We start from the raw sequence: 14,480 nt of genomic DNA on the forward strand, positions 1-14,480 counted from the left end.
CAAACTTTGGTAAGCCCTTTTTTACTGTTTTTTTAAAGGTATCCTGCATTTTATTGCGTTAGTCCACGTTTTATACTACTTCGAAGCCTTCAACTGGTCGCTCAAGCGCCAATTTCAATACTTCATCAACCCATTTCACTGGATGAATTTTTAGATCGGCAATGACATTTTGTGGAATTTCTTCCAAATCACGCTCATTTTCTTTTGGAATTAGAACAACTTTCGTACCACCACGATGGGCAGCTAAGAGTTTTTCCTTTAATCCGCCAATTGGTAAAACTTCACCACGCAGAGTAATTTCACCCGTCATCGCCACATCTGCGCGAACCGGATTACCCGTTAAACTAGAAACGAGAGCTGTACACATTGCCGCACCAGCAGATGGACCATCTTTTGGTGTCGCGCCTTCAGGTACGTGCACGTGAATATCGCGCTTCTCGTAGAAATCAGGATTAATACCCAATTGTTCTGCGCGAGCACGCACAACTGTCATTGCCGCTTGAATCGACTCTTGCATGACATCGCCAAGTGAACCTGTATAGGTCAGCTTGCCCTTGCCAGGCACAGATGTCGCTTCAATAGTCAGCAAATCACCGCCCACTTCAGTCCAAGCAAGACCAGTCACTTGACCAATCTGATTATTAGACTCAGCCTTACCGTAGTCACAGCGTTGTACACCTAGGAACGACTTAAGGTTGTCTTGGTTAACTTCAACATGCTTAATACTCTTATCAAGCAAAATTTGTTTAACCACCTTACGGCAGATTTTAGATAGTTCACGCTCAAGCGCTCGAACGCCGGCTTCACGAGTGTAATAACGAATAATGCCGATAATAGCGCTATCGTCGACTGTCACCTCTTTCGCTTTTAGTCCGTTACGCTCTATCTGCTTCGGCAATAAGTGTTGCTTAGCAATATTAAGCTTCTCGTCTTCGGTATAACCAGATAAGCGAATGACTTCCATACGGTCTAGTAGTGGGCCAGGAATGTTCATCGAGTTAGAGGTAGCCACAAACATCACATCAGATAGATCGTAATCGACCTCCATGTAGTGATCGCTAAATGCTGAGTTTTGCTCAGGATCTAACACCTCAAGCAATGCCGAAGCTGGGTCGCCACGCATATCACTGCTCATCTTATCGATTTCATCCAGTAAGAACAGTGGGTTTTTAACACCGACTTTAGACATCTTCTGGATGACCTTGCCCGGCATAGAACCGATATAGGTACGACGGTGACCACGGATCTCCGCTTCATCACGAACGCCGCCTAAGGCAACACGCACATACTTACGACCAGTTGCCTTAGCAATAGATTGACCCAAGGATGTTTTACCCACACCTGGAGGCCCAACTAAACAAAGGATTGGCCCCTTAAGCTGCTTAACACGGCTTTGAACCGCTAGATACTCAAGAATGCGTTCTTTAACTTTTTCAAGCCCGAAATGATCGGTGTCGAGTACGTCCTGCGCCTTAGCTAAATCACGTTTAATTTTAGAGCGTTTGTGCCAAGGCACAGACACCATCCACTCAACGTAACTTCTCACCACAGTCGCTTCAGCAGACATAGGTGACATCATCTTTAACTTGTTCAGCTCTGCAGACGCTTTATCTTTAGCCTCTGCAGGCATCTGTGCCTCTTCGATTTTCTTGGCTAAGCTTTCAAACTCATCGTGAGACTCGTCAATATCACCAAGCTCTTTTTGAATGGCCTTCATCTGCTCATTCAAATAGTACTCACGCTGACTCTTCTCCATCTGCTTCTTAACGCGGCTGCGGATACGCTTCTCAACCTGTAATAGATCGATTTCAGCTTCCATCATCGCCATCAAGTATTCGATGCGTTCGCTAACATTGACCATCTCAAGCACAGACTGTTTGTCTTCTAGCTTAAGCGGCATATGTGCGGCCATGGTGTCGGCAAGTCTTGCCGCCTCGTCGATACCCGACAGCGAAGTTAATACCTCAGGTGGGATCTTCTTATTTAGCTTGATGTAGCCCTCAAACTGACCAACAGCTGAGCGAACGAGAACTTCCTCTTCTTTCTCTGAAAGGGGCTCTGATTCGAGATAGTGAGCCGTTGCTTGGAAGATCTCTTCCTGTTCGATATAGCTATCGATGCAAACTCTTTGGCCACCTTCAACCAATACCTTTACGGTACCATCTGGTAGTTTTAATAGCTGGAGTATTGATGCAACTGTACCTACATCAAAAATGTCATCGCTAGTTGGGTCGTCTAGCTCAGCATCACGCTGGGCGACTAAAATAATCTGTTTACCTTGATCCATCGCTTTTTCTAAGCAACGAATAGACTTCTCTCGACCGACGAATAACGGAATTACCATGTGGGGATAGACCACCACATCTCTTAGTGGTAGTACGGGTAGTTCGATTCGCGCATCACGCTCTAGGGTCATAGCTCGATTCCGTTTTTTATGATTACTTATGAGTATATTGGGGTGATTCGATAGGTTTCAATAGCGAAAAAGAATTAATTAAAGAAGTGTATAAAAAAGGAGCCATATTGGCTCCTTTTAAACTCACTACTCGATTGTAGACGAGATTTTATTCCGCTGTTGCGGTTTGTGCTTCGTTATTAGCGTAGATCAGGATTGGGCTAGACTCGCCTTTAACCACTGACTCGTCGATAACAACTTTAGCCACATCGTCTGTCGACGGTAGATCGTACATGATATCGAGCAAGATCCCCTCAACAATAGAGCGAAGTCCACGAGCACCCGTCTTACGCGTTTGTGCCTTAAGGGCAATCGCTTTAAGTGCATCGTCTCTAAACTCAAGTTCAACGCCTTCCATCTCAAACAATGCCGCATACTGCTTAGTAATCGCATTCTTCGGTTGTGAGAGAATTTGAATTAGCGCTTCATCGTCCAGCTCAGCTAACGTTGCTAATACTGGTAGACGGCCGATAAATTCGGGGATCAGACCAAATTTAACTAAATCTTCTGGCTCTACTTGCAGTAGTGTATCAGAGATAGTCTTCTTGTCGGCTTCACCTTTAACTTCGGCACCAAAACCAATACCGGTACCCACATGGGCACGTTGCTCGATCACTTTCTCAAGACCTGCGAATGCACCACCACAGACGAACAGGATCTTAGAAGTATCGACTTGCAAGAACTCCTGCTGCGGATGCTTACGGCCGCCCTGTGGAGGCACTGCAGCAATAGTTCCTTCGATAAGTTTCAATAACGCCTGCTGTACACCCTCGCCCGACACGTCACGTGTGATTGATGGGTTATCAGACTTACGACTGATCTTATCGATCTCATCGATATACACGATACCGCGCTGCGCTTTATCTACATCGTAGTCGCACTTTTGCAGTAGCTTCTGGATGATATTTTCAACGTCTTCACCCACGTAACCCGCTTCGGTTAATGTCGTAGCATCGGCCATCGTAAATGGTACATCAAGAACGCGCGCTAAAGTCTCTGCTAATAATGTTTTACCACTACCCGTTGGACCGATAAGCAGGATGTTACTCTTGCCTAACTCAACACCATCTTTAGGGCTGGCATTTCTAAGACGCTTATAATGATTATATACCGCAACAGAAAGAACTTTCTTTGCCTTATCTTGACCGATAACATAATCATCCAAGTGTGCTCTTAGCTCATGAGGCGTCGGCAACTTGTCTTGCTCTTGCTTTGGTGAAATCTCTTTAATTTCTTCTCGAATAATGTCATTGCAGAGTTCAACACACTCGTCACAAACATATACAGAAGGCCCAGCGATGAGTTTTCTTACTTCATGCTGGCTCTTACCACAAAAAGAGCAGTACAGCAGTTTTCCGCCGTCACCGTTACCTTTGTCTTCACCCATTACTTTACCTCTGTTTGCAGTAATTGTACTGCGTAAATCTTTTCGTTACTTCTTATTTGAGCATAGCTCAGAGGACAGTAAAAATCAGCCTCGTTTTGCTATCACTGAATCGACTAATCCGTATTCAGCAGCTTCTGTCGCACTCATAAAGTTATCGCGGTCTGTATCGCGTTCAATCACTTCAAGAGGCTGCCCTGTGTGCTCAGCAAGCATAGAGTTAAGCTTATGCTTAATACCTAAGATCTCTTGGGCGTGAATAGCGATATCTGACGCTTGACCTTGGAAGCCACCTAAAGGCTGATGGATCATCACTCTAGAATTCGGTAAGCAATGACGTTTGCCTTCTGCACCGCCTGCTAACAAAAATGCGCCCATGCTCGCCGCTTGACCAATACACACTGTGCTGACGTTTGGTTTAATAAACTGCATAGTGTCATAGATCGCCATACCAGCAGTTACGCTACCGCCTGGCGAGTTAATGTATAGGTAGATATCCTTATCTGGGCTCTCTGACTCCAAAAACAGTAACTGAGCAACGATAAGGTTAGCCATATGCTCTTCAACTTGGCCAACGAGAAAGATCACTCGCTCTTTCAAAAGGCGAGAATAAATATCATATGAACGTTCACCTTTAGCCGTCTGTTCGACAACCATAGGAACGAGTGCGTTAAGTACTGATTCTGGCGCTTTGTGCATGATTAACTTCCCTAAATAAAAATGGCCCGCATGAGGAACCTCATACGAGCCATTATAAATGGCTAATAGCCATTTAAGTCAAGCGATGGTTACGCGCGACCTGTAGCCTTGTTCATAAATTCTTCAAAGTTGACTGCTTTTTCAGTCAAAGTTGCAGTTTTCAACAAAGCTTCAACCGCTTGCTCTTCTAGAGCTACGTTACGCATGTTCTGCATCAGTTCTTCGTTACCGTTGTAGTAAGCTACAACTTCACTTGGATCTTCGTATGCAGAAGCCATAGAAGCGATCAGACCTTGAACGCGCTCGTCTTCAGCTTTTAGCTCGTTAGTCTTGATAACTTCGCCAAGTAGTAGACCTACTTTAACACGACGCTCAGCTTGCTCTGTGAATAGGTCAGCTGGTAGCTCAGGCATGTTTGCTGCTTGGTTACCGAAGCGCTGCATAGCTTGCTTGCGCAATACTTCTACTTCACCGTCGATTAGTGCTTTTGGCAATTCGATTTCGTTTTGCTCAACTAGACCGTTAAGAACTTGCTCTTTAACGTTTGCTTTAAGCGCTTGCTCAAGCTCACGGCTCATGTTCTTGCTGATTTCGCCGCGTAGTGCGTCGATACCACCTTCGGTAATACCGAATAGTGTAGCGAACTCATCGTTAACTTCTGGAAGGTTAGCCGCTTGAACTTCATTCAGAGTGATAGCGAAAGTCGCTACTTTACCCTTTAGGTTTTCAGCGTGGTAATCTTCAGGGAAAGTCACTTCGATGTTGAACTCTTCACCTGCTTTGTGACCTTCAACACCAGACTCGAAGCCTGGGATCATACGGCCACTACCTAGTTGAAGTTCGAAATCTTCAGCTTTACCGCCTTCGAACTCTTCACCATCGATTGAACCAACGAAGTTGATCTTAGCTTTGTCGCCTTCAGCCGCAGCGCGCTCAACAACTTCGAAAGTCGCATGTTGGTTACGTAGCGTTTCAATCATAGAATCAACGTCTGCTTCAGTTACTTCAGCAGTTGGTTGCTCAACAGTGATTGACTCAAGACCTTTTAGTTCTACTTCTGGGTAGATTTCAAAAGTCGCAACAAACTCAAAGTTTTCGCCTTCAGTTGAACCTGGAGTCAATGTTGGAGCACCAGCTGGGTTTAACTTCTCAGCAATAATAGCTTCAACGAAGTTACGCTGCATCACTTCACCCATGATGTCTTGACGAATAGCTTTTCCATAACGCTTATTGATCACGCTTACAGGTACTTTTCCTGGACGGAAACCTGGGATACGAGCACGCTTAGCTTCGCTTTTTAATGCTTCTTTAACAGTGTTCTCGATCTGCTCAGCAGGTACAGAAATTGTTAGGCGACGCTCTAAGCCTTGTGTGGTTTCAACAGAAACTTGCATTTTTTTACCTCGAAATGTGTCTATCGTCCTTTGCAATAGTCGAAAAATCAACTACTCAGGTATTCGTTTCTTGATCCGTAAATTTCACCAAAATGCCCATAAATACTGACGATCGGCACCGGTATCTTTTAGTTGATAATTATCAAGACGCGACATTATATCTATCGAATGCGCCTGAGTCGAGCCTCAAAGCGCGATTTACAGGCGTAAAAAAAGCGACCTAGGGTCGCTTTCTTTACTTCTTTGCAGAATGAGTGGGGTGACTGATGGGACTTGAACCCACGACAACCGGAATCACAATCCGGGGCTCTACCAACTGAGCTACAATCACCACAAAAATGGTACGCCCGGCAGGATTCGAACCTGCGGCCACCCGCTTAGAAGGCGGGTGCTCTATCCAACTGAGCTACGGGCGCTCGGCAATGAATTAAATTCATTTCCTGAACTGGGCAACTAACGTTCCACGTTAGTTTAAATGTGGTCGGTGATAGAGGATTCGAACCTCTGACCCTCTGGTCCCAAACCAGATGCGCTACCGGGCTGCGCTAATCACCGAAACTTTGAAACCTATTGTAAAGTGCGTTTTCACGTTGGGATAACCTTTACTGCTTCAGGCTCTCAAGGACAACAACTTGCTGCTCGTTGAGAACGGAGCGCATAGTATCCCCTCTTCTAAAAGTCGTCAACGCCTTTTTTAAAAAAAGATGTTCGCATGGCTATTTAACAGGCTAATAGCTTTAGCTTTAGCCTAGTTGCAGGATTAACCAGCAAATATACTTATATTAAGTGAAATAAACCGCTGACGAACCATTTTATTATCAGAGATGATGAACTATGCCTCCGCCACCTTTATCAACAGACTTAGCAACGTTCAGCGTAGGTAAAATCGAATTAGTTCGCAGAGAGTGATTATCCGTATATTAGAATTGTTTGTTAACGGCCTAAATCAATGACACATTTACCCCGTCCTGTTAAAATGTCGCCGTTTTCCATTATCGCGCCGTATAAAGGACACCTACCCCAATGACAGCCCAAAACATCGATGGTAAAGCTATCGCTCAATCCATTCGAACTCAACTCAAAGACAAAGTAACCGCCCGCAAAGAGGCAGGAAAAAGAGTCCCAGGTTTAGCCGTAATTCTTGTTGGAGCTGATCCAGCGTCACAAGTTTATGTTGGCAGTAAGCGCAAAGCCTGTGAAGAAGTCGGCTTTATCTCTCGCTCTTATGATTTAGACAGCAGCACTTCTGAAGAAGCACTCTTATCATTGATTGATGAATGTAACGAAGATCCAAGTATCGATGGCATCTTAGTTCAACTTCCTCTTCCAGAACATATTGAAGAGTCTAAAGTCATTGAGCGTATCCGCCCAGACAAAGATGTCGACGGTTTCCATCCTTATAACGTTGGCCGCCTTGCTCAGCGTATTCCAGTATTGCGTTCATGCACACCTATGGGGATCATGACATTAATCCAGTCAACAGGTGTTGATACCTTTGGTTTAGACGCAGTTGTCGTCGGCGCATCAAACATCGTCGGTCGTCCTATGTCACTGGAACTGCTATTAGCCGGCTGCACGACAACCACTTGTCATCGTTTTACTCGCAACCTTGAAGATAAAGTCAGACAAGCCGATCTAGTCATCGTTGCCGTCGGCAAGCCCGGGTTTATTCCAGGAGATTGGATCAAGCCCGGCGCAATCGTAATCGATGTGGGCATTAACCGCTTAGAGAGCGGTCAGCTTGTTGGTGATGTGCAGTTTGAAGAAGCTGCCCAGCGCGCGAGTTTTATTACCCCTGTTCCGGGTGGTGTTGGACCTATGACCATTGCAAGCCTGCTAGAAAACACCTTATACGCTTGTGAGAATTATCACGATTAACAGAAGGTTCTAGGTTCTAGGTTCTAGGTTCTAGGTTCTAGGTTCTAGGTTCTAGGTTCTAGGTTCTAGCAAATAGTTAGCAACCAAACTAATAAAAAAGCCTGCAGATGCAGGCTTTTTTGTATTTAAACGGCTATTAACGACCTAGGTATTACTTCTTACGCCAAGTGGTACCTTCTGGACCATCTTCTAAAACTACGCCTAATGCATTTAAGCCATCGCGTGCAACGTCAGCTGCTGGCCAATCTTTTTCTGCACGAGCGCGATTACGCTCAGCAATCAAGGCTTCAATCTGTGCCACTTCGTCGTCACTGCCTTCGCCTTTAAAGAAGGTATCAACGTCTTGGCCTAGAATACCTAACACATCACCAAGTTCTTTTAGGGCAACACCTAACGCAGAGGCTTGAGCCATATCAGTTGCTTTTAGGCGGTTAATTTCACGCACCATGTCAAATAATACTGAGTAAGCTTCTGGCGTATTAAAATCGTCATCCATTGCCAACTTGAATTTAGCCACAAACTCTTCGGCAGGCGCAGCTTCCACGCTTAAGTCTAGGTCTTTAAGTGCGGTGTAAATACGCTCAAGAGCTGATTTAGCCTGCTTTAAGTTATCTTCAGAATAGTTTAGCTGGCTACGGTAGTGGCCAGATAACAGGAAGTAACGTACTGTCGCAGCATCGTAGTGGCCTAGCACATCTCGGATAGTGAAGAAGTTGTTCAAAGACTTCGACATCTTCTCTTTATCAACCATCACCATACCAGTATGCATCCAGTAGTTAACATACGGTGTGTCGTGAGCACAGCAAGACTGAGCAATCTCATTCTCATGATGCGGGAACTGTAAGTCGCTGCCGCCACCATGAATATCAAAGTGCACTCCTAAGTGCTTGCTGTTCATTGCTGAACATTCAATGTGCCACCCTGGACGACCTGGTCCCCATGGTGAATCCCATGTTGGTTCGCCCGGCTTTGACATCTTCCAAAGCACAAAGTCCATTGGATCGCGTTTAGTGTCTTCAACTTCTACGCGAGCACCGGCTTGCAGTTGCTCAAGATTTTGACCCGATAAACGACCATACTCAGGGAATGACGATACGCTAAATAGTACGTCGCCATTTGATGCAACATATGCATGATCACGCTCGATAAGTCTTTCAACCATATCGATGATCTCAGGCATATGCATGGTTGCACGAGGCTCATTATCAGGACGCGCCATATTCAATGCATCAAAATCTTTATGCATTTCGGCAATCAAGCGCTCTGTCAATGAATCACAACTCTCGTTATTCTCATTGGCACGCTTGATAATTTTGTCATCGACGTCGGTGATATTACGCTGAAAATTAACGTCGTATCCGCTGTATCTTAGGTATCTAACAATCATGTCGAAAGATACAAAAGTGCGTCCGTGGCCAATATGACATAAATCATAGATGGTCACCCCACACACATACATGCCAACCTTTCCTGGTTGTAGTGGCACAAACTGCTCTTTTTGGCGGGTCAGACTATTGTAAAGCTTCAACATTGATTATTCTCTTCAACGGCTAGAATTAAAAATTAGTTGTTCAGTCTACCATTGCAAAAGTCGCTGTTCCAAGCTGTTTTCTTAGCTAAAGCCCGCAAAGATGCACAGATATGCCGCAACCGAGCTAGATTGCGATCTTGAGCGGATTATTGGTCATGATAACTTTGCCTCAATTCTATGGAGCAGCGAAAAACGCTAATGTAGCTATCAGCAAAGAGGTTAATTGGTAGCTGTAAACACTCAATGCTTTATGCAATTAAGCAATTACGTTAGAATCCAGCCATTATTTACGTTACGTTAAATTATGAGAGTTAAAATATGATCACACTTCATACCAACCACGGCGAAATCAAGCTAGCACTTAATGCTGAGAAAGCCCCAAAAACTGCTGCTAACTTCATTAACTACGTTAAAGAAGGCTTCTACGACGGTACTGTTTTTCACCGTGTAATCGATGGTTTCATGGTTCAAGGTGGTGGTTTCACTGAAGATATGGACCAAAAGCGTCCAAACGCAACGATTGAAAACGAAGCGAACAACGGTTTATCAAACAAAACTGGCACCATCGCTATGGCGCGCACTTCTGATCCACATTCTGCTACGGCGCAGTTCTTCATCAACGTTAACGACAACACTTTCTTAGACTTTAAGTCTGAGTCAGCACAAGGCTGGGGTTACTGTGTATTCGGTGAAGTTGTAGAAGGCATGGACGTAGTAAACAAGATTAAAGCAGTTAGCACAGGTAATCGTGGCATGCATCAAGACGTTCCTCTTGAAGCTGTTATCATCGAAAAAGTGACCATCGAAGAGTAATATTACCTCGATGCGCACTCTATTTGTGGGCGATTTGCACTTAAGTGCAGATCGCCCCGATATCACCCAAGCTTTCCTCACATTCCTCGACACTCAACTTCACGATACCGACGCTTTATATATCCTTGGCGATCTCTTTGAAGTCTGGGTTGGCGATGATATTGCAGAGCCTTTTGCCAATGAACTGGCCGATAAGATAAAACGGGCTTCACAAAAACTGCCGATCTATTTTATCCACGGAAATAGAGACTTTTTAATTAGTAATGCATTTGCAAAACGCAGCGGCATGACACTACTACCCGAAGTCTATACCTTGGACTTATATGGCGTTCCAAGCGTTATTTTGCATGGCGATAGCCTGTGCACACTCGACAAGTCTTATCAGCGTTTTAGAAAGTTTCGTAATATGAGTTGGGCTAAGTGGCTATATGCCCATTTACCAAAGTCGAAGCGACTCGATATTGCCGCAAAACTGCGCACTAAAAGCCAGAGCAGTAATCAGCAGAAAAGTTATTCCATCATGGATGTTGAGCCTGATGCAGTACTTAAGCTACTTGATACCACGAAAACCGAGCAGATGATCCACGGCCACACTCATAGGCCAGCAGTTCATCAACTCGCTAACGGGAAACGCCGTATCGTTGTAGGCGATTGGTATGAGCAAGGCAGCATGTTAAGCGTTAGCCAAGACAAGATAGAACTTATCGAACTCCCTTTCAGCAAGTAATCTATTACTTGCTTTTCTCTCTTCCTTAAAACCCTAAAACATTAGAGCCCTAAACTTTAGGCAACCACGGCACTCACAGCAGGTGCGCCGCTATGAAATTTAAAGTCTGTGTCTTCAGACAAGATGAGTTCAGCCTCAACCGCAGCAAAATGCGCCACTCGCTCACTAATATCCTTATCAGAAATAGCCTGTGCAAGTATCAAGTAATCTTGATAGTGGCGGGCTTCGGAGCGCAGCAAGGAGATATAAAATTTCTTTAACTCCTCATCTAAAAAAGGCGCTAACTTAGCAAAACGCTCACAGGAGCGCGCCTCAATAAAGGCTCCGACAATTAACTTGTCGATTAACGTTGCGGGCTCATGGGTTCTCACCTGCTTCATCATGCCTTTAGCGTAACGCCCTGCACGCACATTTTGATATTCGATGCCGCGGCTATGCATAATCGCAAGCACCTGTTCGAAGTGATGAAACTCCTCTTTAATAAGGCGTACCATCTTAGCTATCAAGTCTTCACTATGGGCAAAGTCCTTTCTGGAAACCAAATCGGCTGACAGCTCATTTTTCTTACTCTCTTTCGTCAGAAAAGACTCAATATTTCGCTCTTTGATGTAAACAAAGTCTTCATAGGGTTTAGCCCAGTCGAGCAGCACTTGGCCGCTCTGCTTATCGATGGCATATTTACGGATCAGAAACATCGCCGTCTGCGCCGCTTTTAGCTCACAGTTGCAATGATCTATCAACAACCCCTTCAAATTTTCAGGTTTCTTTGCTTCTTCAATCCAGCTGTCAGGTGTTTCACAGTTTAAAAAGGCATATATTGGAGCTAATAGCTGCTGCATACTCGACTCTATGAGGAAGGAATTAGTAGCGCATTATTTTACCAGCTATTCCCTGCACAATCCTAGCTTTACGCCTATGCTTAATTCGATAGGCTTGACTCCTAGCAGATTTTGTTCAATAAATAACCTTAGAGCTATAAAAAGTTCGTCTGCAGTTTGGCGGGCCAATTCAATCGGTATAATTGCTAAACGAGGATTATTATAATGATATTGAATCACTTATTGGGGCTATACACTCATCCAAAAGAAGAGTGGCATACTATTGAGAAAAATCACGAAGCATTGCGTAGTAGTTTGAGTCACATCGTCATCATCGCGCTCATTCCTGCAATCTGTTCCTTTATTGCGACATCACAAATTGGCTGGGACTTAGGCGTTGGTGACCGCCAGTTCTTAACCGCCCAAAGCGCACTGTTCATGTCCACAGGCATGTATTTCGGACTCATTGGAGGTGTCTTTGCCCTCGCCTACCTAGCATTTTGGATGGCAAAAACATTTGATGCCAAACCGAGTTATACTCAAGCGCTAGAGCTTGCAGCATACACAGCCACACCATTATTTATGGTAGGATTGGCAGCGCTATATCCAACGCTGTGGTTTATCATGGTGGTTGGCCTTGCTGGACTCGCTTATTCTGTTTACCTGCTGTACACGGGTGTACCGATCATCATGAATATCCCTGAAGAGAAAGGCTTTATTTATGCAAGTTCAGTGGTGACAGCAGGATTAGTGCTCTTAGTCGGGCTCATGGCCTCTAGTGTAATTCTTTGGAGTGTCGGTTTCGGCCCTATGTATCAGTAGTACCAATAAGTATGAACATTTAGTCGCCATTCTGGAGCGTTTTTGGCGGCCTACTTTTTCGTTAAATAGCTTTATAAGGGAATAACCATTATTGCAGCTATTCGCCTAGAATGTGTTTGCCCAAATCGCTCTGAGTAGATCAAATTCTTATACTGATTGGTATAAGTAAAGTGCAAATTTAAGCAACAAAAAAGCCGACATCATGTCGGCTTTTTTCATTTTGACGCTCAACTCAAAAAGAATTACTCGAAAGAGTCTCTTAGCGGAACCGTTAAGTTAAACACTAAGCTGTCTTTACTTGAGTCTTTATTGTCTGCACAGAAGTAACCTTCACGTTCAAACTGATACGCTTTTTCAACCTCAGCATCTGCAAGGCTAGCTTCCACTAGACCATGCTTAACAGTCAATGAATGTGGGTTGAGCACTTCATCAACAGATTCTGCAGCGGCAGGGTTAGGATCGTTGAATAGTCTTTCATAAAGACGGAATTCAGCTGGCTTTGCCGTTGTCGCTTCGACCCAATGGATCACGCCTTTTACTTTACGACCATCACTTGGGTTCTTACCAAGAGTTTCATCATCGTAGGTACAGAAAATAGTGGTGATGTTACCATCAGCATCTTTTTCACAACGTTCAGCCTTAATCACATAAGCATTACGCAGGCGCACTTCTTTACCCTGAACTAAACGCTTGTACTTCTTGTTCGCCTCTTCGCGGAAGTCATCAGCGTCGATAAACAGTTCACGGCCAAAAGACAGCTCACGTTTACCCATCTCTTCATTACTAGGATGATTTGCGGCGTTGATTATCTCAACTTGGCCTTCTGGGTAGTTTTCGATAATCACTTTAACAGGATTAATCACTGCCATTGCTCGTGGTGCGAACTCGTTAAGCTCTTCACGAATACAAGCATCTAGCATGGCCACTTCAACCATGTTGTCCTGCTTAGTCACACCGATACGCTTACAGAATTCACGGATTGACGCTGGTGTATAACCACGGCGGCGGTAACCCGCAATCGTAGGCATACGCGCATCATCCCAACCTGTTACTAGGTTACGGGCAACTAAATCATTAAGCTTACGCTTCGACATCAAGGTGTATTCAAGATTCAGTCTCGAAAACTCATACTGACGGGTTCTGTTTGGTGCTTGGAAGTCATCTAAATGATCCAATACCCAATCGTAGAGTCTACGGTTATCTTGGAATTCAAGTGTACACAAAGAGTGACTAATGTTTTCGATAGCATCTGAGATACAGTGGGTAAAATCGTACATTGGGTAAATGCACCACTTATCGCCTGTTTGGTGATGATGCGCGAAACGAATACGATAGATAATAGGATCACGCATACAGATGAATGGTGACGCCATATCGATCTTAGCTCTCAAAGCACATTCGCCCTCTTTGAACTCACCTAAACGCATTTTTTCAAATAGCGCTAGGTTCTCTTCAACAGACGTATCGCGATAAGGGCTGTTCTTACCTGGCTCTTTTAACGTTCCGCGGTATTCACGGGTCTCTTCACTATTTAGGAAGCAAACATAAGCTAAGCCCTTGGTAATTAACTCAACGGCATACTGATGAAGTTTATCGAAATAGTTTGATGAGTAGCGAATATCACCATCCCACTGAAAACCGAGCCACTGCACATCGGCCTGAATAGAATTAACGTAATCGATATCTTCTTTTTCAGGGTTGGTATCATCAAAACGTAAGTTACATTGACCCTTATAGTCTTGAGCAATACCAAAGTTTAGGCAAATAGACTTAGCGTGGCCGATATGAAGAAAGCCATTAGGCTCTGGTGGAAAGCGAGTATGTACACTCGTATGCTTACCACTAGCGAGATCTTCATCTATGATGTTACGTATGAAGTTACTTGGACGTACTTCAGTGTCCACATGACTCATGGAATTCCTCTTTGCGAACGATGATTAAAGACTAAAAACGCATAAT

General features: G+C 44.4%; 11 protein-coding genes and 3 tRNA genes. 4 read left to right on the top strand and 10 right to left on the bottom strand.

All coding sequences use genetic code 11. From position 1 onward, the window contains the following. Window positions 1–70: 70 nt before the first annotated feature. The 7 genes from lon to K5Q92_RS06410 form a co-directional block, all read right to left on the bottom strand. A complete protein-coding gene (lon, locus tag K5Q92_RS06380) occupies window positions 71–2,416 on the bottom strand; it encodes an endopeptidase La (protein WP_220768193.1) in 2,346 nt (781 codons plus the stop codon). Window positions 2,417–2,564: 148 nt separating this feature from the next. Then, a complete protein-coding gene (gene clpX / locus K5Q92_RS06385; RefSeq protein ID WP_220768194.1) occupies window positions 2,565–3,842 on the bottom strand; it encodes an ATP-dependent protease ATP-binding subunit ClpX in 1,278 nt (425 codons plus the stop codon). An 84-nt stretch (window positions 3,843–3,926) separates the two neighbouring features. Beyond that, window positions 3,927–4,538 (bottom strand): ATP-dependent Clp endopeptidase proteolytic subunit ClpP, encoded by a 612-nt coding sequence (clpP, locus tag K5Q92_RS06390; RefSeq protein WP_220768195.1) that lies wholly within the window; start codon window positions 4,536–4,538, stop codon window positions 3,927–3,929. Between the two features lie 89 nt (window positions 4,539–4,627). Further along, on the bottom strand, window positions 4,628–5,932 hold the full coding sequence (gene tig / locus K5Q92_RS06395) for a trigger factor (RefSeq protein WP_220768196.1): 1,305 nt from the start codon (window positions 5,930–5,932) through the stop codon (window positions 4,628–4,630). A 255-nt stretch (window positions 5,933–6,187) separates the two neighbouring features. Then, window positions 6,188–6,263, bottom strand: a tRNA-His gene (locus K5Q92_RS06400). An 8-nt stretch (window positions 6,264–6,271) separates the two neighbouring features. Next, window positions 6,272–6,348: transfer RNA gene (locus tag K5Q92_RS06405), tRNA-Arg, on the bottom strand. A gap of 62 nt (window positions 6,349–6,410) precedes the next feature. Continuing rightward, a tRNA-Pro gene (locus K5Q92_RS06410) sits at window positions 6,411–6,487 on the bottom strand. A 468-nt stretch (window positions 6,488–6,955) separates the two neighbouring features. On the opposite strand from K5Q92_RS06410, the gene folD reads away from it, so the two are divergent. Beyond that, window positions 6,956–7,810: a bifunctional methylenetetrahydrofolate dehydrogenase/methenyltetrahydrofolate cyclohydrolase FolD gene (gene folD / locus K5Q92_RS06415; RefSeq protein WP_220768197.1), complete on the top strand. Its 855-nt coding sequence runs from the start codon at window positions 6,956–6,958 to the stop codon at window positions 7,808–7,810. A gap of 151 nt (window positions 7,811–7,961) precedes the next feature. On the opposite strand, the gene cysS is transcribed toward folD, so the two are convergent. Then, the gene (gene cysS, locus K5Q92_RS06420; RefSeq protein WP_220768198.1) at window positions 7,962–9,341 is read right to left on the bottom strand and encodes a cysteine--tRNA ligase; all 1,380 of its coding nucleotides are present in this window, start codon (window positions 9,339–9,341) and stop codon (window positions 7,962–7,964) included. A gap of 318 nt (window positions 9,342–9,659) precedes the next feature. Here cysS and K5Q92_RS06425 point away from each other — a divergent pair, with 318 nt between their 5' ends. Continuing rightward, complete coding sequence (locus K5Q92_RS06425; protein WP_220768199.1) at window positions 9,660–10,154, top strand: peptidylprolyl isomerase; 495 nt, start codon at window positions 9,660–9,662, stop codon at window positions 10,152–10,154. 10 nt (window positions 10,155–10,164) lie between these two features. Then, window positions 10,165–10,881: a UDP-2,3-diacylglucosamine diphosphatase gene (locus K5Q92_RS06430; RefSeq protein WP_220768200.1), complete on the top strand. Its 717-nt coding sequence runs from the start codon at window positions 10,165–10,167 to the stop codon at window positions 10,879–10,881. 56 nt (window positions 10,882–10,937) lie between these two features. On the opposite strand, the gene miaE is transcribed toward K5Q92_RS06430, so the two are convergent. Next, entirely contained in the window at window positions 10,938–11,720 is a 783-nt protein-coding gene (gene miaE, locus K5Q92_RS06435; RefSeq protein WP_220768201.1) for a tRNA isopentenyl-2-thiomethyl-A-37 hydroxylase MiaE, read from the bottom strand. A 204-nt stretch (window positions 11,721–11,924) separates the two neighbouring features. On the opposite strand from miaE, the gene K5Q92_RS06440 reads away from it, so the two are divergent. After that, the gene (locus K5Q92_RS06440) at window positions 11,925–12,521 is read left to right on the top strand and encodes a Yip1 family protein (protein ID WP_220768202.1); all 597 of its coding nucleotides are present in this window, start codon (window positions 11,925–11,927) and stop codon (window positions 12,519–12,521) included. 242 nt (window positions 12,522–12,763) lie between these two features. Here K5Q92_RS06440 and glnS read toward each other — a convergent pair whose 3' ends face one another. Further along, the gene (glnS, locus tag K5Q92_RS06445; RefSeq protein WP_220768203.1) at window positions 12,764–14,434 is read right to left on the bottom strand and encodes a glutamine--tRNA ligase; all 1,671 of its coding nucleotides are present in this window, start codon (window positions 14,432–14,434) and stop codon (window positions 12,764–12,766) included. Between the last annotated feature and the right edge of the window lie 46 nt (window positions 14,435–14,480).

Source organism: Shewanella sp. MBTL60-007, assembly GCF_019654915.1.
Taxonomy (GTDB): Bacteria; Pseudomonadota; Gammaproteobacteria; order Enterobacterales; family Shewanellaceae; genus Shewanella.